This window comes from Alteromonas sp. ABV2_168, assembly GCF_056161165.1.
Genome location: NZ_JBSWYQ010000017.1, coordinates 1 through 19,942, shown reverse-complemented (window position 1 = coordinate 19,942; position 19,942 = coordinate 1). Strand labels below are relative to the sequence as shown.

14 protein-coding genes are annotated in these 19,942 nt (G+C 48.0%); 7 read left to right on the top strand and 7 right to left on the bottom strand.

All coding sequences use genetic code 11. The features are described 5' to 3' along the window. The first annotated feature begins 157 nt into the window (after window positions 1-157). Genes ACXAH4_RS19645 through ACXAH4_RS19635 form a run of 3 tightly spaced genes read left to right on the top strand, consistent with a single transcriptional unit; the run spans window position 158 to window position 4,438 of the window. Window positions 158-1,981 (top strand): assimilatory sulfite reductase (NADPH) flavoprotein subunit, encoded by a 1,824-nt coding sequence (locus ACXAH4_RS19645; RefSeq protein WP_474883097.1) that lies wholly within the window; start codon window positions 158-160, stop codon window positions 1,979-1,981. Next, the gene (gene cysI, locus ACXAH4_RS19640) at window positions 1,981-3,699 is read left to right on the top strand and encodes an assimilatory sulfite reductase (NADPH) hemoprotein subunit (RefSeq protein ID WP_474883095.1); all 1,719 of its coding nucleotides are present in this window, start codon (window positions 1,981-1,983) and stop codon (window positions 3,697-3,699) included. The genes ACXAH4_RS19645 and cysI overlap by 1 nt, the downstream gene beginning before the upstream one ends. Then, complete coding sequence (locus ACXAH4_RS19635) at window positions 3,692-4,438, top strand: phosphoadenylyl-sulfate reductase (protein WP_303574826.1); 747 nt, start codon at window positions 3,692-3,694, stop codon at window positions 4,436-4,438. The genes cysI and ACXAH4_RS19635 overlap by 8 nt, the downstream gene beginning before the upstream one ends. A gap of 63 nt (window positions 4,439-4,501) precedes the next feature. Here the strand turns inward: ACXAH4_RS19635 and ACXAH4_RS19630 are convergent, their stop codons facing one another. After that, window positions 4,502-5,404 carry a TIGR03899 family protein gene (locus tag ACXAH4_RS19630; RefSeq protein WP_474883093.1) on the bottom strand — a complete coding sequence of 301 codons (903 nt, stop codon included), beginning with the start codon at window positions 5,402-5,404 and terminating at the stop codon, window positions 4,502-4,504. Between the two features lie 132 nt (window positions 5,405-5,536). Here ACXAH4_RS19630 and ACXAH4_RS19625 point away from each other — a divergent pair, with 132 nt between their 5' ends. Beyond that, entirely contained in the window at window positions 5,537-7,780 is a 2,244-nt protein-coding gene (locus ACXAH4_RS19625) for a bifunctional diguanylate cyclase/phosphodiesterase (protein WP_474883091.1), read from the top strand. Between the two features lie 373 nt (window positions 7,781-8,153). Next, window positions 8,154-8,465 (top strand): pyridine nucleotide transhydrogenase, encoded by a 312-nt coding sequence (locus ACXAH4_RS19620; protein WP_474883089.1) that lies wholly within the window; start codon window positions 8,154-8,156, stop codon window positions 8,463-8,465. An 83-nt stretch (window positions 8,466-8,548) separates the two neighbouring features. Here the strand turns inward: ACXAH4_RS19620 and sthA are convergent, their stop codons facing one another. The 4 genes from sthA to ACXAH4_RS19600 all read right to left on the bottom strand — a co-directional run bounded on the left by sthA (window position 8,549) and on the right by ACXAH4_RS19600 (window position 15,487). Then, window positions 8,549-9,973 carry a Si-specific NAD(P)(+) transhydrogenase gene (gene sthA, locus ACXAH4_RS19615; protein WP_474883087.1) on the bottom strand — a complete coding sequence of 475 codons (1,425 nt, stop codon included), beginning with the start codon at window positions 9,971-9,973 and terminating at the stop codon, window positions 8,549-8,551. Between the two features lie 133 nt (window positions 9,974-10,106). Next, window positions 10,107-11,954: a sensor histidine kinase gene (locus tag ACXAH4_RS19610; RefSeq protein WP_474883085.1), complete on the bottom strand. Its 1,848-nt coding sequence runs from the start codon at window positions 11,952-11,954 to the stop codon at window positions 10,107-10,109. Next, window positions 11,951-14,200: an EAL domain-containing response regulator gene (locus ACXAH4_RS19605; protein ID WP_474883083.1), complete on the bottom strand. Its 2,250-nt coding sequence runs from the start codon at window positions 14,198-14,200 to the stop codon at window positions 11,951-11,953. Before ACXAH4_RS19605 ends, ACXAH4_RS19610 begins: the two co-directional genes overlap by 4 nt. A gap of 159 nt (window positions 14,201-14,359) precedes the next feature. After that, on the bottom strand, window positions 14,360-15,487 hold the full coding sequence (locus tag ACXAH4_RS19600) for an acyl-CoA desaturase (RefSeq protein WP_474883081.1): 1,128 nt from the start codon (window positions 15,485-15,487) through the stop codon (window positions 14,360-14,362). Between the two features lie 185 nt (window positions 15,488-15,672). Here ACXAH4_RS19600 and fabR point away from each other — a divergent pair, with 185 nt between their 5' ends. Further along, window positions 15,673-16,287, top strand: coding sequence for an HTH-type transcriptional repressor FabR (fabR, locus tag ACXAH4_RS19595; RefSeq protein ID WP_119502500.1), 615 nt, complete (start codon window positions 15,673-15,675; stop codon window positions 16,285-16,287). Here fabR and trmA read toward each other — a convergent pair whose 3' ends face one another. Further along, window positions 16,288-17,391: a tRNA (uridine(54)-C5)-methyltransferase TrmA gene (gene trmA, locus ACXAH4_RS19590; protein WP_474883079.1), complete on the bottom strand. Its 1,104-nt coding sequence runs from the start codon at window positions 17,389-17,391 to the stop codon at window positions 16,288-16,290. It lies immediately after the preceding gene. 142 nt (window positions 17,392-17,533) lie between these two features. Here trmA and ACXAH4_RS19585 point away from each other — a divergent pair, with 142 nt between their 5' ends. Next, window positions 17,534-18,868 carry a DUF5610 domain-containing protein gene (locus ACXAH4_RS19585; RefSeq protein ID WP_474883078.1) on the top strand — a complete coding sequence of 445 codons (1,335 nt, stop codon included), beginning with the start codon at window positions 17,534-17,536 and terminating at the stop codon, window positions 18,866-18,868. A 99-nt stretch (window positions 18,869-18,967) separates the two neighbouring features. Here ACXAH4_RS19585 and ACXAH4_RS19580 read toward each other — a convergent pair whose 3' ends face one another. Then, window positions 18,968-19,444, bottom strand: a complete 477-nt coding sequence (locus ACXAH4_RS19580; protein WP_119502498.1) for an RNA recognition motif domain-containing protein — start codon at window positions 19,442-19,444, stop codon at window positions 18,968-18,970. Between the last annotated feature and the right edge of the window lie 498 nt (window positions 19,445-19,942).

Sequence of the window (19,942 nt, the reverse complement as noted above, 5' to 3'; positions counted from 1 at the left end):
TGCCGTAAGCATTGCTTGCGGCAGTTGTCTTTTAGAGGGTGATCACATTTCAAGAGTGCTTTTTAAAAACTTTAGAGCATAAAAAAGTGTGATTTATTCTTTTCTCTTCTCAAAAAAAGTCGATACCTTTACGCTATCTCAATAAGGCTTATGAGTTATGTCAGCGAATTCGAATCAAAATCAGGCACCCGGTGCGGTGCTCAATGAGCAACAATGGAATGCGATTACGCAGGCCATTGCAGGCTTAAACCGTGATCAGCTTACCTGGGTAAGTGGTTACGCAGCAGGAATGGCAGCCGCGCAGGGGGGTGCTGTTGCACCTCAGTTAGCAGCGCCGGCGGCAGCGGGCAATGCCCCGGTGCTCACCATTCTCTATGGCTCGCAAACGGGTAATGCAAAAGGTGTTGCCCAGCAGTTTCAGGCGCAGGCCGAAGCGGCAGGGTATACCAGTAAACTGATTAGCATGGCTGATTACAAGCCCCGTCAGATCAAAGCTGAAACCCACGTGGCTGTTTTTGTCAGCACACATGGTGAAGGTGATGCCCCTGATGATGCAGTGGAATTCCACGAATTTCTGGGTGGCAAAAAGGCACCTAAGCTGGATGGTCTGAAATATGCGGTATTGGGTCTGGGTGACAGCAGCTACGAGTTCTTCTGTCAGACAGGCAAAGACTTTGATGAGCGATTAGGCAAGCTTGGCGGTTCGGCTGTTGTTGCACGTCAGGACTGTGATGTTGATTACGAAGAGTCAGCAAAGAGCTGGGGTGAGCAATTAATTGCTGCGTTGAAAGACGACTTCGCCGGTGCACCGGCAGGCGCCGCGGTTGCTGTTCAGTCAGGTTCGGCAGTAGCTGGTAGTGCGGAGCAGACCTATACCAAGAAGGCACCGTTTGCGGCTACGCTTATCGAGTCGCAAAAAATTACCGGCCGCGATTCTGTTAAAGACATCCGTCATGTTGAAATCAGCCTGGAAGATTCCGGTATTCAGTACCGTGCTGGTGACGCGCTTGGCGTGTGGTTTAAAAACGCTCCGGCACTGGTTGAAGAGATGTTATCGCTCACCGGCCTAAGCGGCAGTGAAGAAGTTAAAGTGGCAGATGGCACAACGACTATCGCAGATGCCCTCGCCGGGAAGCTGGAACTGACGCTGAGTTATCCGACTTTCGTCAAGGCGTATCAGCAGGCTACCGGCTCTGATGCTCTGGCTGCGCTGATTGAAGATCCTGCTCAGTTACGGACCTATCTGGCTGAGCGTCAGATCATCGATATCGTACGGGAACACCCTGCAAAAATTGATGCGCAGGTACTGGCTGATGCATTACGTCCGCTGACGCCCCGTTTATATTCCATTGCTTCCAGTCAGGATGAAGTGGAAGACGAAGTGCATCTGACCATCGCTCATGTTGATTATGAAGCCTTTGGCAAACGCCATCAGGGCGGCGCATCCGGCTTCCTGTGTGAACGTCTGGAAGAAGGCGCAGAAGTGGAAGTGTACATTGAGAAAAATGACAACTTCCGTTTGCCAGAAAACCCGGATACGCCAGTTATTATGGTTGGGCCGGGCACCGGTATTGCGCCGTTCCGTGCCTTTATGCAAGAGCGTGACGCACAAGGTGCAGACGGTAAGAACTGGTTGTTCTTCGGTAATCCTAATTTTACTCAGGATTTCCTCTATCAGGTTGAGTGGCAGGGCTACGTGAAATCGGGTCTGGTTGACAAGATCACACTGGCATTCTCCCGCGACCAGAAAGAAAAGATTTATGTGCAACACCGTCTGATCGAAAACGGTAAAGACGTATTCGAATGGTTAGAAGCTGGCGCACATTTCTATGTGTGTGGTGATGCAACCCACATGGCAAAAGATGTTGAAGCTGCATTGTTATCAATTATTCAGCAGCACGGCGGCAAGTCTGAAGACGACGCCAAAGAGTATTTAGTTGCCATGCGCAAAGCGAAACGTTATCAGAAGGATGTTTATTAATGAGTAACGAAAAGTCTCCTTTTATTGTTGAAGGCAAACTGGCCGACAACGAACGTTTGAAGCGTGAAAGTAATAATTTACGTGGCACCATTGAGCAGGATTTGAAAGACGATCTCACCGGTGGCTTCACGGCTGATAACTTTCAGCTGATCCGCTTCCACGGTATGTACCAGCAGGATGACCGCGATATTCGTCCTGAGCGCGCAAAACAGAAGCTTGAGCCGCTGCATAACGTGATGCTGCGTGCCCGTTTACCCGGCGGTATTATTTCTCCTGAGCAGTGGCTGGTTATCGACAAGTTTGCTGAAGAGCACACCATGTACGGCAGTATTCGCCTTACTACCCGTCAGACGTTCCAGTTTCACGGTGTACTGAAGCCGCATATCAAGCTGATGCACCAGACGCTGAACAGTACCGGTATCGACTCTATTGCTACTGCCGGTGATGTGAACCGTAACGTACTGTGTACTTCCAATCCGGTAGAGTCTCAGCTTCACGTAGAAGCTTATGAGTGGGCGAAGAAGATTTCCGAGCACCTGTTGCCGAAAACCCGTGCTTATGCCGAGATCTGGCTGGATGGCGAGAAAGTTGAATCTACTGAGAAGCCGGTTGAGCCGATTTTAGGTGATAACTATCTGCCACGTAAGTTCAAAACTACCGTTGTGATTCCACCGCAAAACGATGTGGATGTTCACGCTAACGATCTGAATTTTGTCGCTATTGCTGAAAACGGCAAGCTGGTGGGCTTTAATGTGCTTGTTGGCGGTGGTCTGGCAATGACCCACGGTGACAAGTCTACGTATCCCCGTAAAGCGACTGATTTTGGTTTCATCCCGTTGGAAAATACGCTGGATGTAGCGGCAGCAGTGGTAACCACTCAGCGTGACTGGGGTAACCGTGTTAACCGTAAGAACGCGAAAACCAAATACACCCTTGAGCGTGTGGGCGTTGAAAACTTCAAAGCGGAAGTGGAAAAACGTGCAGGTGTGAGCTTTGCTGACAGCCGCCCGTATGAATTTACTACCCGTGGTGACAGCTTTGGCTGGGTTGAAGGTATCGATGGTAAGTACCACCTGACTCTGTTCATCGAGAATGGCCGTATTCTTGACTTCCCGGGCCGTCCGCTGAAAACCGGTTGTAAGGAAATCGCGAAGATCCACAAAGGCGACTTCCGGATGACCGCAAATCAGAACCTGATTGTTGCAGGTGTACCAGCGGATCAGAAAGCTGTGATTGAAAAAATCGCCCGCGCTCACAAGCTGATTGAAGACGATACATCTAACCAGAAGCTCGACTCCATGGCTTGTGTGTCGTTGCCAACCTGCCCGCTGGCGATGGCTGAAGCTGAGCGTTATCTGCCGGAAGCGGTTGACCGCATGGAAGGACTGTTATCACAACATGGCGTTGCAGATGACAGCATTATCTTCCGTATTACCGGATGTCCTAACGGGTGTGGCCGCGCCATGCTGGCCGAAATTGGCCTTGTGGGTAAAGGTCCGGGTAAATATAACCTGCACCTGGGCGGTAACCGTGAAGGTACGCGTATTCCGAAAATGTATCAGGAGAACATCAGTGAAGATGAGATCTTCTCGGAACTTGATACATTGATTGGTCGCTGGGCGAAAGAACGTGAAAGCGGTGAAGCGTTCGGTGACTACGTCGTCAGAGCAGGCATCATTGCGCCTGTTGTTGACTCAGCAAGAGATTTCTATGACTGATACCTTAATCGACACCACATCACCGCTGTCACTGGACACCAGTGCGGCGGAGATTGCAGCAATTAATACAGAGCTGGAAGGCATGGATGCGGCTGGCCGTATTGCCCGGGCACTGAAAATGCTGCCCGGCAACGCGATTTTGTCTTCCAGTTTTGGCGCACAGTCTGCGGTGATGCTGCATTTGCTGACTAAAGCAATGCCGGATATTCCCGTGGTTCTGACGGATACCGGTTATCTTTTTCCGGAAACCTATAAGTTTATTGATGAGCTTACCGAAAAGCTCAATCTGAACCTTAAGGTTTATCGTTCTGACATGACCTCCGCCTGGCAGGAAGCCCGATTTGGCCGTTTGTGGGAACAGGGTGTCGAAGGCATTGAGAAATACAACCGGATGAACAAAGTTGAACCGATGCAACGGGCGCTGAAAGAGCTCGGTGCGGGTACATGGTTTGCCGGTTTACGCAGAAGTCAGTCTGATACCCGGGAAAAGTTACCCGTACTGCAGAAAGTTGGCAATCAGTTCAAGGTTTATCCGATCATCGACTGGTCGAATAAAGATTTGCACTACTATCTGAAAGATAACGATTTGCCGTATCACCCGTTATGGGAAGAAGGCTATGTGTCCATTGGTGACTGGCATACTACTCAGTCTCTGCAAGAAGGCATGAGTGAGCAGGATACACGCTTCTTCGGATTGAAGCGGGAATGTGGCCTGCACGAATTCGGTGACGGTATCTGATTGTTGACAGATGATCAGGAAGGGCGGCTGTCAGCTGGTATGCCGCCTTTTTTATTTACCCGGTTATTCAATAATGAAAGCCTGGCTGAGGCGTTGCTTAAGTGCATCCACATATGCCGATGCATTATGTCTGGTTACGAGTCTGGCAAGCTCTGCACCGGTACTGGTAAATTTATAGTATACAAAGGCAAGTCCCTGACCGGATGGGGTTACAGTAAACGTGTCGTTACCGCAACGCCATTTGATACTTTCAGACACCGGTAATTCACCACTTTCAATCTCACTGGCGAATATCAGTTTCATGTCGATAAGGGCAAGTAGATCCGGATAACTCAAGCCATAGGCAGCCAGGTTTACAGGCTCGGGCTGCCGGTGACCAAATAAACGCCAGAAACCGGGCTTACGGTGATAGCCGGTAATCAGGCGGGGCACGGTATCTCCCTGACGTAAGCAGGACAAAGAGGCTGCTCGGGTAAACATTGCTGCATCCCGTTGGGTCAGCACTTTTAGTGTTTCCAGTGTACGCAGTGAAAACGCGCCGGGCTTACTGACTTCAACAGCAAAAATTTTTCCCCATAGTCCCTGCATCGCAGGGGAGTGAATATTCTCTGCCAGACGGGAAAATGCATAAAACCAGTCGGGATCAACCGGTTCATTGCTGGTCTCCGTTAAGCTGACACTCAATGCAACATCCATGATGGCTTGCAGGTTTTTTATGCGCGACAACGCCAGAATATCATTTCTGCGTTTTATCGCCTGCTGACGGGCAGCTTCATCCGGCAGAATCATGTTGTGACCTATGCCTGCACGGGCAAACAGCGACTGTATACGTTGCGCATTGTCACTGGCAGAGCGTGAAGCCGTGCTGCTTTTACGGGGTTCTGCCTGCGTTCTGCCGGGCTTTTCAGTTTTCACCGTGACAGCCGGCTGAACCGGGGGAGATTGACCGGAATCCGTTACTTTCATAGAGATAGCGTTCTTGTAAAGTCTGCTGGTACTGTACGCCCGCCGCAAAGGTTAAGCAACTTGTCGAATAACTTGCAAAAAGACAGCCAGCGAGTACGATTAAATGAGGCGATATATAAGGATAGATATTCGATGTCATCGGCTGGTTATGAAAATGATGAGCTTATTTTCTTAGATGAAGAAGCACATCCGGAGTTAGAGCCTCAGATCCACAAGGTGTGGAATGTACTTATTGTCGATGACGATGAGGAAATTCATACAGTCACAAGACTGGCGCTGGCAGATTTGATTGTCAGTGACAGAAAGCTGAATTTTATGCACGCCTATTCCGGTGAGCAGGCTAAAGCGTTACTTGAAGAACATGGCAGGGACGTGGCCATTATCCTGCTGGATGTGGTAATGGAAACCGATGATGCCGGTTTGCAGGTTGTGCAATATCTCCGTGAAAATCTTGATCTTCCGGAGCCCCGCATAATACTCCGCACAGGACAGCCCGGGTACGCCCCTGAAGAGCACGTGATCCGCACCTATGACATCAACGATTATAAAACGAAAACAGAGCTGACCCGCAGTAAGCTGCTCACTACCGTTTTGTCTTCAGTCCGCTCGTACCAGCAAATTCTGACCATCAGCCAAAGCCGTCTGGGCTTGCAGAAAATCATCGCCTCTGCTTCCAACTTGCTTGAAGAACACTCAGTGAAGGGGTTCTGTGAGGGAATCGTAACCCAAATCAGTTCTTTGCTCGGACTGGAAGCTGAAGGTGTGGTGTGCGCGAGGGCGGGCTCAGTGCTCGACAGAGACGACAATGGTGTCTACATACTCGGTGCAGCGGGTAACTTTGCCTGCTTTATCAATGAGCCTGTAGAAACCATTGAAGACCCTGCCATTGTTGAGAATATCAATCGCAGTTTACGCCTTAAAAAACACATTCTTGAAAATCACAGTTCTATTTTGTATCTGAACAGCTCGGGTTTTGAAGCGGCTGTTTATATGAATATGAATAAGGAGCTGACTCAGGTCGACCGGCAACTGCTCGAGGTGTTTCTTTCCAGTATTTCGGTGGGCTATGAGAACGTGAACCTCTTCCACGAATTAAGAAATGCAGCCTTCCGTGACTGGCTTACCCGGTTGCCCAACCGGAATGAATTTATCAACATGCTGGACCGGCCTTCTGTATCCGGTGCTGCCGATCTGTGTGTGGCGCTGGTAGATGTAAATCACTTTTCAGACATCAACGACGGTTTGGGTCAGGAAGCGGGCAACATGCTGCTGAAGGCCATTGGTGAAAGACTGGAAGCGGGTTTTGACGAGCGGGTGATTAAAAGCCGTATCGGGGGAGATGTTTTCGGTTTAATTGGTTCTGAATTGCAGGTCACACCGCAGGCGATAAACGCTGTGTTCTCTGAAAGCTTCACCGCCGGCGACCATACTTTACCTGTCAATGTGACCATCGGTCTCTACCGGATTGGCTCTGACAAGAGCATTGGTATCGATACGCTGAAGAGAACCAATATTGCCCTCAACCGGGCGAAGAAAAAGCTGGCAGACAACTTTGAGTATTATCAGCCTGAGTTTGAACAGCGAACAACCCGCCAGTTAAATATGATCAGGCAATTACGCACCGATTTTCAGAATCGCGTGTTGCAATTGTGGTTTCAGCCTCAGGTGGACCTGGTCAGTGAAAAGGTCATCGGTGTTGAAGGCCTGCTACGCTGGCCTGACGGAAAGGGCGGATATATTTCGCCGGCCGAGTTCGTGCCAATGGCTGAGTATTCCGGTTTAATTGTCGATATCGGTCACTGGGTGGTAGAAGAGTCATGCCGGCGCATAAAAGAGCTGACGGACAGTGGTTTCGATGATATCCGCGTAGCGGTCAATGTGTCTATCCCTCAGTTCAGAGACCGTCTGTTTGTAGAGAAGGTGAAAAGTGCACTGACACGCTATGGCTGTTCACCTAAACGACTGGAGTTGGAGATCACTGAAAGCGTGGTGATGGATGAACCGCAAATTGTCATAGACGCACTGACACTGCTTAAGGAGTTCGGCGTTGCCATTGCAATTGACGATTTCGGTACCGGTTTCTCCTCCATGAGTTATTTGCAAAAACTGCCGCTGGACCGGCTTAAAGTCGACCGCTCATTTGTGAAAGACATTAAGCCAGGCGAAAATGCAGTCATTGCAGAGACTATAGTGACACTGGGTAACAAGCTTGGTCTGGTGACTATTGCTGAGGGCGTGGAGAAGCGTGAGCAGGCCAGCTTTATGATTAAGCTTGGTTGCGACGAGGCTCAGGGCTTTTTGTTTGCCAAACCTATGCCCTTTGATGATCTGAAAGCATTTCTGATTGCTAAAAATAATGAAAGTGACGATGAATAGCATCGTCCCGGTGTGACACGATAAATTACGTATATTTTCGCTATTTTTGGTATTCAGATTAATACTAAATAATGAGTGGAAATGGCTGGTTATCACTTCTGAAAAGGTTGGGGCCGGCTAATCTTCGTTTATGCGGGTTTATCACATTGTGATTATAATGTTATCAGATGTCTGTTTTTGCTGCTCTTCAGGCTTCTCAGGCGATAGCTGAACGCAGTACCACCGGGGGATCCCCCTGATACTTCTAATTACATCCGGAAATATTTCATTGTGTCACATTACTGTCATATTGATGTGATCTGAATTTGACTGACCACCGTTTATACAGTATGCTTTATCATAACAGTATCCACTGTATCACAGGAGTAATCACATGCGTAAAACAATTATTGGCCTCGCGCTCTTAACGTCGTTTGGTGTTGCGCATGCGGAGTCTGGTGAAAGCCAGCTTTTCGATTGTATGGATGCGAAAACATTCGAAATGAATAACCAATGTATGACTGATCAAATCAGCAACAACATTCGTTACCGCGATGCACAACAACAAGTAACAGAGCAGGCGAGCGAAAACTTTGGCGACTACGCCATTGCTACAATGACTTTCGATGCTGAAAAAATGCAAATCGATATCGTAGCTCACAGAGACGCGCTTCAGGTTAAAAATAGCTTAGCAATGAACCGCTAATTTGTTCTGAATTGAAAAACCGGCTTTTTGAAGCCGGTTTTTTTGTGCCCGCAAAAGCGGGCTGATGTGTTAGGAAACCGGATTCAGAAAATCCGGTTGAGACCGTTTAATGCTGCCACCCGGTATGCTTCTGCCATGGTAGGGTAATTGAAGGTGGTATTTACAAAGTAATCAATCGTATTCCCGCCATCTTTTTGCTGCATGATTGCCTGGCCGATGTGCACGATTTCAGAAGCCCGCTCTCCGAAGCAGTGAATACCCAATACTTCTTTGGTTTCACGGTGGAAGAGTATTTTAAGGCTGCCCACGGTGGTGGATGCAATTTGCGCGCGGGCAAGGTGCTTAAACTGGGCACGGCCTACTTCATAAGGCACTTTTAAAGCAGTCAGTTCCTGCTCATTTTTACCCACAGAGCTGATTTCAGGAATTGTATATATACCGGTAGGTATATCTTCAACCAGGCCAGAGTCTGCTTTACCGGAAATCATGGCTTCTGCGGCAGAGCGGCCCTGATTGTAAGCTGCCGAAGCCAGACTCGGGTAACCAATCACATCACCGACCGCGAAGATGTTATCGATTTCGGTACGGTAATTCTCATCTACCCGCAATTGTCCCCGAGAGTCGGCTTTGAGCCCAACCGCATCGAGATTGAGCATGTCAGTATTACCGGTACGGCCGTTAGCAAACAGCAGACAGTCTGCTTTCATGCGTTTACCAGACTCCAGTTCCATGATCACACAGTCGTCATGGCCTTGTACGCTCTTATAGGTTTCAGTGTGACGGATGACCACACCGTTGTTCCACAGGTGATAGCTCAGGGCGTCTGAAATCTCTGCATCAAGGAATGACAGCAGACGATCCCGCATATTCACCAGATCCACTTTCACACCCATACCCCGGAAAATACTGGCGTATTCAGAACCGATTACTCCGGCACCATAAATAATGATGTTCTGCGGCTCATGCTTAAGCGACAAAATGGTGTCTGAGTTATAAATCCGGGGGTGATTAAAATCTATGTCCTTAGGTGAGTAAGGGCGTGAACCGGTTGCCAGGGCAACCTGACGTGCAGTAATGAGATCCTTTGAGCCGTCGGGACGCACAATTTGTATTGTATTTTTATCAACAAAGCTGGCTTCACCGTGGATCAGGCTTACCCGGTTTCTGTCATAAAATGATGTACGCAAACGGGATTGCTTCTTAATCACGCCGCTTGCATGACTCATGATGTCCTGAAAAGTAACGTGGCGGGCAACCTGATTTTCCGAAAACAGTGAAGTGGTATTATATTCAATCAAACGGCTGACTGAGTGACGTAGAGCTTTTGACGGAATTGTGCCCCAGTGAGTACAGCCACCGCCGACGGCTTCGTAGCGTTCAATAACGGCGACTTTCTGACCGGCTTTGGCAAGCTGCATGGCCACACCTTCACCACCGGGTCCGGTGCCGATCACAATGGCGTCAAACTGATAAGAAGGTTCTGCGACTTTCGCTGTTTTCTTTGTCATGGTCGAAAATACTCAATGGTTGCTGTACCGGCGGGAACCGGTAGATACGTTGCTGGACTGGAATAGTGTCATGCAAAGTCTAGCAACATTCTGATAAGAAAGACAAAGCTTCCGTTGTCCATTTCCGGTTTCATCATGCATTTTTAGCGTCGGGCAGCGCCATCGGAAACGTCATGATAAATTCTGTGCCGTTGCCTTCTTTCGACGTAAACACAATCCTGCCGCCGAGCAAATTAGTGACCCACTGGTGAACGAGGTGCATACCAAGACCGGTATTGCCCTTGTTGCGGGCTGAAGTCACAAAAGGCTCGAATATAGTGTGCTGAATTTCATCCAGAATGCCGCAGCCATCGTCTCTGACTCTAACTTCGAAACTGTTCCCCTTCTCACAGGCGGTGATGCATACTTCCCCATGACGTTTATTCGCAAAAGCATGCTCAAAGGCATTGGTGATAAGGTTCTGTAATATTTGAGAGTAAAGGCCGGGGAAGCTCACAATTTCCAGCGTTTCCGGTATGTCTACTGTCAGTTTTACCCGTTTGGCGCTGGCCTGAGCTTCCAGTGTGCGGACCAGATCACCCACCACTCTGTGCAGAGAAAACTTCACCGGCGTTTCGCTTCCGCGGTCCACCGCAAGCCGTTTAAACCGTTTAATGAGCTCGGTTACACGTTCAAGGTTATGCTTAGACAGGGCCACACTTTCCCTGGTATATGCTACATAAGCATCGAGATCTGAGCGGGTCAGTCCTGTACTGATTTTCTTTTCCAGCGCGTAGAGTTGGTTATCAATGGCCGATACGCACATGGTTGTTCCGCCAATGGGGGTGCTCAGCTCATGGGCAACACCGGCTACCAGCATGCCCAGAGACGCCATTTTCTCTGACTCGACCAGTTCGTCACGGAGGCGGGTTTGCTTATCCAGAGCGGATTTCAAATCCTGTTTCTCCATTAACAGCTGATCTGTCAGATGGGTAACATGGGACAGCTGTTTCAGGTCCCGGGTAATCAGTAAGCCGGCAATAAAAAAGCAACAAACGAAGGAGATTAATCCCGGTAACAGCGCGTCTTTTACCAGCAAACTGTAGTAATCGGCGGGTGTGCGGGTGAGAATGAAGTACGGGTCAACCGTGTGCGTATGCTTCATTCTTAACTGCAAGGCTGCACCGCTGAACAACGCATCTTCTTCTCCGGAGACCAGGGAAACAGCTTTGTTGTTTTTTAGTTTCCCGAGAATATCAGGTTGAGCCAGCTTAATGTTCGCAGGCGTGACCCCGCGGCTGGCGGTCCATTCTTTTTCTGCATCAGGGTGCAGCATCCATTGAATGGCACCTTCGGAAATCAAAAGCTGCGTTTGCGTTTCTTCAAAGGTTTTCAGGTGGTCGAATAAAGACGTCAGGTCAAAATTAATCACCAGGAAACCTTCTCCAAGAGGATGAGAAGGAAATGTGTGCAGGATTGCCCGCACGGTCGGCTGAAAGGGCGTGACCAGCACACCATTTTCCATATTCAGATCGATGGAAGAAAGCGTCATGATCCCGGCCGGCTTTTGCTGAGCCTGCTTAAAGTAATATCGGGTGGACTTATCCTGTAGCTGTTCCGTCGGGACAATCTGAACACCGTCGGCAAGAAAATTAACCCGTACCGTTTCAACCCCTTCGGGGTTCAGCCATCGCATTTGGGATACATTATTAAGCACACGGCCAATGCGCAGAAACAATTGAGCTTCCGTTTCATCCTGTAGCCCGGCAGACATAATATCTACCAGGTGCTCGTTAGCCAGCCTGGCGACATTGGTAATATCACCCAGTTCCTGACTGAAAGCGGTGTTGACCGATGATATGACGGACGCATGTTCAACACTCAGTGACTGCATCGACTGGTTATAGAACCATTGGTACACCAGTGACCCAGTCAGTACAGACAAAATAAAATTGCACAGATATAACCAGCAGGCCCTTTGCCAGTGTTTTTTCTCACTCATCGCCTTTGTCCGTTAAGCCAGTCGATAAGGTCGGGTAATGCCATGGGGCGGGCAAACAGAAAACCTTGTCCGGTTTCATACCCTTTACTTAACAACGCTTCCCGCTGTCCTTCAGTTTCAATGCCCTCAGCAACAACCTGAAAATGACATTGTTCAGATAGCCTGTGTACCATATCCAGAATATGATCTGGAGAATTCGGGATGACGGTATTTAGTGTATCGACAAAGCTCTTATCCACTTTCAGTGCTGAGGCCGATAATGTACTAAGGTGAGCCAGTGAAGAATAGCCGGTGCCGAAATCATCAATACTGACTTTGATCCCCATTTTCATCAACGTATTGAGTATCGGGTTGATATCCTCATAATCTTCCATGGCCTGAGTTTCAGTGATTTCTATCTCTACCTGCTCCGGCTGCACATTATGGGTAGCCAGCGCGTTTTCCAGTGCAGGAATGAAGTTGGGTGCTATCACATCGGCATGGGTTACATTAAACGCCACGGAGAAGTTATGCCCAGACTCTTTCAGCACTTTTGCAGCGTAGACAGCAAGCTCCATCACCAGGCTGTCCAGACGGGTGATTAACCCGGATGCTTCGGCAAGAGGGATGAACACATTCGGCGGAATGATTTCGTTACTTCCGGTGCGCCAGCGGATAAGCGCTTCCAGTCCGGTTGTCACACCGGTTTTCAGATCCACTTTCGGCTGGAAAACCAGAAAGAACGGGTGAGAGTCGGCAATGGCATCAGACAAAGATTTCAGCAGCTTGTGGCGGGTGCCCATTTCGTCCAGCAATTGTCGTGAAATGGTCTGTACGGAATGGTCCCGCCGTTTCCGTGAGTTATGCACCAGTTGCGCCGTCTTCAACGACTTACGTAAATCATCCAGCTCTAAATCTTTCACTGCCAGATGGCTGATACGATTCGTGACCCGTTGCTCAACATTATCGACATACACCGACAGCTCAGCTAACTGACTCAGTGAAGGTTCCTGAGACACTTTTTCCGTTTTATACAGCAGCGCAAAAAAACCATCTCCCAGATAACAAATTGTCATCGCTTTCTGACAGCGCTTTTTCATTTCGTTCAGACAGCCGGCAAGCAGGGCATGGCTGAAATCTGTGCCCAGTGTGATTTCACTGGTTGAGAAATCCGTCATATTCACCAGCACCAGTGAGGTTGAATGCAAGTCAGACAGTGACATATTGACGATTTCGCGGTGCAGCCAGTTTTTGTTCGGAATTTGCAGAGTTTCGTCAAAATAAGCCAGCATGGACAGTTTGTTGAGCAATGCCAGGTTAACGAAACCATTACCGATGTTTTCGCTGTACACCATCAGCAGTGTAATGTGGCTTTGCTCCAGAGGCATGGGGGACTGGACGATGACAAGATAGTGATTGTTGTCTACATCTGCCGTATTGAAATAGAGAATTGACCAGGTTTCATAAAATTGATGCTCATGGGTGTGCAGAGCGGTGTCGATGGCCTTCAGCAATCCGGAACTCGCGTGAGCCTGATATTCACCTAATAAGTCTGAAAGCATAGTGGCATCAGAACGACTGAAGTCACCACTTGATGCTACCACTTCGCATTGTTCCATTGACGCCATGGTCGGACGGTAGGCGCACACCACACCACCAGTTTCAGGAATGCCAATGACACGGGATACTTCATTGAGCACGGTGTACGTAAACTCGCCCACATCCTGCTTTGACGTCAGGGCTCTGGAGGCATCCACAATCATCTGCAGTCCGCGCTTGGCCACGTACAATTCATTCAGATTAGACCAGGTTTTAATGTTACTGGAAACAATGCCTCTCAGCTTTTCTTCTGTCAGCTCAACTTTGTTCCAGTACTCATCAATATCGTATTCTTTAAATGTGTCCTGACGGGGAGCCATACCGGGCTGGCCGGTGAGCAGGATAATCCGCACGCGGGAATTACCTAACACGGTTCTGATGGTATTTACCAGAAACAGGCCTGCGTTATCCTGCTCCATCACAACATCCAGCAGGATCACCGCAATATCGTCGGTTTCTGCCAGAATGGTTGAGGCCTGAGCTGCAGAATTAGCGGTCAGAAACTTAAGCGGTTTGCCCCGGACCTTAAGGCCGCTTAAGCCCAGTTTGAGGGATTGCTGATAGCCCAAATCGTCTTCAACACTAAGAACTAACCATTCTCCTGACTGAGTATTACTGTCGTCCGGTTCAGGTTCCGGGGAAAAGGTAAAAAGCTGTTCATCACTCATGCATCCGTCCGTACTGATAAAGGAAAAGCGAGGAGTCTTATTTCAAAAAATACAGAGAAAACAGCAAGAGCAATCCATCACCTAAGTGTTGCCTATATTATTGATTTTGCAAGAAGGAGAAACAGAAACGCCGCTAAATAGCGGCGTTTCGGGCTGAGTTCAGGCCAGCTGTGGTGAAAGTGTCTGTAACTGGAGCCACTTTTCTTTCTGAAGGGCCAGTGCGTGTTTGAGTTCCTTATAATGAAAGTCAATTTCCAGTCGCTCAACCGAGCGCTTCAGGCACCGTTTACGTACATTCATAAGACGTTTTTTCGCGGCATAATAGGCAGACATCTTCTGCACTAACAACTCGTACTCGGCCTGCACTTTTTGTAATAACTCATCGGCATCCGGCAGAGCGGCAAGTCTGGCATTGGCTTGCTGAAGTTGCATGGCTGCGCGGGCTTTTTCAATACGCTCTTCCGGAACCCGGCGCAGATTTGTAGCCAGTCCCATATAAGACAGGCCACGGATCAGCCACTTGGTCGGATCGAACTGCCACCAGTAAATACCGTTGCGGTAATCATATTCAAAAATATGATGGTAGTTATGATACCCCTCTCCGAAAGTAAAAAATGCCAGGATACCGTTATCACGGGCTGTGTTTTTATCGGTATAAGGCTGACTGCCCCAGAAATGAGCAAGCGAGTTAATAAAGAAAGTGACATGGTGGACCATGAATAAACGGAATACACCGGCAAAAAGAATCATACTCAGTACATCGCCGTTCAACCAGCCCAGCAAACCTGTGATCCCGAAGTTTGCGACAAGCACGATAGGCAGGTAATACTTATGTTGCCACATAACCACCGGATCTTTCTGTAAATCCCGGCAGTTGCTGTAATCGTCATAGCGATGAGACTGATATTCTCTCAGCATCCAGCCAATATGGGCGAACCAAAGGCCCTTTTTGGCTGAGTACGGGTCTTTGTCGTTTTGATCCACATGACGGTGATGGATACGGTGATCGGAAGACCAGTGCAGGATACTGTTTTGCAATGCCATTGCACCGCCGATGGCGAGAATGACCCGTACAACAATATTAGCGTCATAGGTTTTATGAGACCACAGACGGTGATAGCCGGCAGTAATAGACATACCGGTGAAATAAAATAATACGACAGCCGTCACCACTTCCGTGGTGTCGAATCCCATGGTGACCGCCCAAAGGGGCACTGCCAGTAACGCAATTGCACCGGTAATAATAAATACCAGAACATTGGTCAGGATAATTGGTGGTTTTTTCATGATAACAACTCGGCTTACAACTGTACGCTAATTTATCGTTTTCACCGGGCGCAGGCAAGGGAAAAGCGACATTTTCAGCTTTAAGTATAGTGCAGATTTTGTGAAACTGATGTGCCGTCATCGCCGGGGTAAGGTACAATCGTTACCGTTTTACAGGTATCCGGAATGAAAAGAAGGAGTTGGCGGTGAGTCGTCAGGAGCAAAAATTAAAAACCCGCCAGAATATTATCAATGCTGCTTTTGGTTTGCTTGATGAGCAGCGCAGTTTGTCTGCTATCAGTTTACGTGAAGTCTCCCGTGCAGCCGGTATTGCGCCGACTTCTTTTTACCGTCACTTCAAAGATATGGACGAACTCGGTCTGACGCTGGTGGACGAGGCTGGTCTTGCACTCCGTCAACTGATGCGTCAGGCAAGACGCCGTATCGCCAGTGGCGGCGGGGTTATCGATACGTCGGTTGATACCTTCATGGAATTTATTACCGCCAATACTAACGTGTTCAGATTACTGCTCCGTGAACACACCGGCACCTCAACTGCTTACCGGATGGCAGTACTGAGGGAAATTCAGCATTTTATTGAAGAACTGGCTGATTATATTGTTGAAAGTCAGGGGGCAGAGCATCAACTGGCAAGTCTTCAGGCAGAAGCCATGGTCCGGCTTGTATTCAGTGCCGGAGCTGAAGCATTAGAAGTGGATGTGCCGTTGAGGCAGGAAATTGGTCACAGGGTAAAAGCGCAATTGCGTTTTGTACAGTTGGGGGCAAAAGTCTATCGCCCCCGGAAAGTCAAAAGTGAGTAATTAACGGTTTTTCTTAACCAGTTTTACGCCAGCTTCAATGTGGTGCGTAAAAGGGAATTGATCGAACAAGGCAGACGCCACCAGATCGTGGGTTTGCGACAATGTCGCCAGGTTCGCTGCCAGCGTATCGGGATTACAGGAAATATAAATAATTTCCGGATAGTCCTGAATCATCTTCAGTGATTCTTCATCAAGACCGGCTCTTGGCGGGTCAACCAGCACAGTCGTAAAGTTGTAGCCTGATAAATCAATGCCGTTGAGGCGGGAAAACTGACGTCCTGTTCTTAATGCATCCGTAAACTCTTCAGCAGACAGACGAACAATCTCCACATTGTCTATGTTGTTCACTTCAATGTTAAATTGCGCAGCGTTAACCGAAGGTTTGGCGATTTCAGTGCCGATGACTTTGCGAAACTGGCTGGCCATAGGCAGTGAGAAATTACCGGCTCCGCAGTACATTTCAAGCAGATCGCCGCTGGTGTTTTCACACACAGACAATGCCCATTCGATCATGCGGCAGTTCACTTTTGCATTCGGCTGGGTAAAGCTGTTTTCGATATGCCTGAATTGATAGTGTCGTCCGTTTACCGGCAGCGATTCGACGATAAAGTCATTGCCCAGAATTTTCTTCTGCTTACGTGCCCGGCCGATAACATTCACTGTGCCGAAGGTGTCTGACAACGTATCTTGCAGTGCCCTGGCAGCCGTTTCCCATTCATCATCCAGCTGACGGTGATACAGAAGGCTTATCACCAGTTCACCCGACAGTCCGCTCAGATAATCAATCTGAAATAACTTCTTTCTCAGTACCGGGCTTGAACGAAGTTCTGTCATTAAAATTTGCATAGCGGCATTGATGGTATCGCTTGCCGGCGGGAAGGTGTCAACGCGATACTTTTCTTTCGTCTCGCTGTTGAACATGATGTGATACAAGTCATCGCCATCATGCCATACCCGAAATTCTGCCCGCATGCGGTAGCCGGTTTCTTCTGAGGCAAACACAGACATCTCAGTTTGACCATATTGATCAAGTAGTTGTGACAGTCGCGAGATCTTTTCGTCTAACTGCGCGGTATATTGCTGACTGTGTGTCTGAGTTGTCATGGTAATAGCTTCATCTTGATTGCCGGGCTGCGCATTGTAGTGTCTTAAATTATTTGTGCAAACACTGTTCTGAGATTGCATTAAAATTAAACAATTCGTTAAGTCTGCCGATAACTAATGTGAGGTTAGTGAGGACAACATTATGAACGTGGGTGAAATTAAGGCATTTGTTAGTGAGCAGAAGCCGGCTGTTGCAGAACAGAAGGCACCTGAAGACCCTAACAAAGCAATCAAAAAGCAGTTACAGCAGGATGGGCTTCGTCAGGCTGCTGAATTTCAACAGCGGCAAACCGCAATGGTAAGCGTCAGTAGTTCGCAGACGACCATTGGCCTGAAAGTCTACAGTTCGTCAATGGAGCAACAGGTTACCGTTGACGGACAGCGTGGTAAGTTTGCAAAAGATGATACGTCAGATAAAGAGAAGGAAACCTCTTTATTTGATTTTGAGGAAGTAGCAAAAAACGTTATGCGTTTTGTCGGTGGTGTCATCCAGGGCGCTGCAAGAGGTGGTGTGGATGAAGAGAAACTCGGTAATCTTTTTTCGCAGGCGAGAGAAGGGGTTTCCCGGGGAATTGCCATGGCAGAAAGAGATCTGGGAGGCCTGATGAATGATGATATATCAACAGGCATCGACAGGAGCCGCAGTCTCATCGAAAACCGCATTAATGCACTGGAGGCTGATCTGCTTGGTATTCAGAATGAAGATCAACTTGCTGCTGGCGGTGTTGCGTCAGCTTTGAACGTTAACAGCAGCAACTCAGAATCTGCCAGTCTGACAATTCGTACCAGAGATGGTGATGAAGTGCAGTTGAGCTTTGAGAGTCTGAGGGCTTATCAATATGCCAGCCAGCAAACCGTCGCTTATACGACTGAACAGGGACAGGGTGGTGAAGGTAATGGTTATCAGAATGTCGTCGCTACAGACAGCACCTCTTACTCGTACTTTGATCGTCAGGGGATCAGTTTCTCTCTGAAAGGTGAGCTGGATGAAGGTGAATTAACGGCCATTGCAGATTTAGTGGAATCTGTTAACGATCTGGCTGATACGTTCTTCGGTGGCGATCTGGATAAGGCGTTTGAGAAAGCGCTGGAACTGGGTTTTGATGATCAAGAACTTACGGGTTACGCATTGCAACTTAACAGAACGCAGCAAACGGAAGTTGTGAAAACTTACGGTGCAATTCAGCATTATCGTGACGGCAGCGAGTCCGGTTCCCACGGCGATGAAGCGAAGCCTGTTGCACAATATCTGAATAAGATGCTTAACGTCTTTGAATCGGCGAGACAACAACTGGCTTCAGGTGAAGACTTCAACACTCTGATAAATGGCCTGATCAACGAAATGAAGGATGTACAGGTACCGGATTTAGTCACAGCTATAAATCGTTTCCATAGTTTCAATCAGCGTTTACTTGACGCAATGCCGGGCGAGCAGCAGAAAACTCAGCCTGTAGATCCTCCGGCAAGCGAAAGCTGAAAGATACGGGCGGACTAATAAAGTAGTGATGCCCAATTCAATATTCAGATAAAAAAGAACCCCGGCATGCCGGGGTTCTTTTATGTTTGTGTAGTACGACTACTCGGTTTCTCCTTTCTCCCTTGCAGCACGTACTTTCAATGTTCTTTCCAGAAATACTTTATCGTTTAGTTCCGTAATAGCTGAATCTACGTCGCGGGTAATGACTTCGATAAATCCATACCCTTTACGTTTTCCAGTACGACGGTCCTTCATAAGACGAACACTCTGAACTTCGATGTAATCCTTGAAATATTCTTTCACTGCATCTTCGTTCGCTTTATATGGAAGATTACCTACATATAAAGTGGCTGTTTCTCCGGAAGTATCAGAAGTCACATCAGCATTCACTGAAGAGGACGTTGAAGACGAACTCAGCAGAGATGCAAGCCAGGGTGTAACGATACCGCTAATAAGCAAAGACACTGCAACGGTGACAGGAAGACTCGCTTCCAGACTAGCGGAAGAAACGATGAGATAACCTGCGATTGCGAATACCGCGCTAATTACTGCGCATTGAATAAAGCCTACTTTCATAAACCTACCTTTAATTATTTTAGTGAAACGTTGGAGGCTGTTCATAGTTTACTCATTTGTAACAAATTGAACAATGGTCTGATGAAATAGTAGACGAAAGACCAATAAAAAATAGACTTTTGTTGGAAAACCAGGCGTTTGAGTTCGAATTCGAAGAAAAAGGTCAAAAAGGATAAAAAAGGGGTTGACGAAAAATCTCTGATGCGTAGAATGCGCACCACTTCGACGGGGAACGTCAGACGAACCACGAAGAAGTCGTTATAAGAACTTAATAATGGTTATTTATAACGGTTTTCACTGAAAACACTTGAGAAATTAAATTTCAAAAAGATGTTGACACTGAAAACGAAACGCGTAGAATGCGCGTCCCGCTTCAGGGAGAAACGCTGAAGCAGCTAGCCGAGGTTAGCAATTGTTCTTTAAAAATTTATAACAAGACAATCTGTGTGGGCACTCGTTAAGAGTGTCAACCGACGATTCATAAAAGTTTTTCGATAT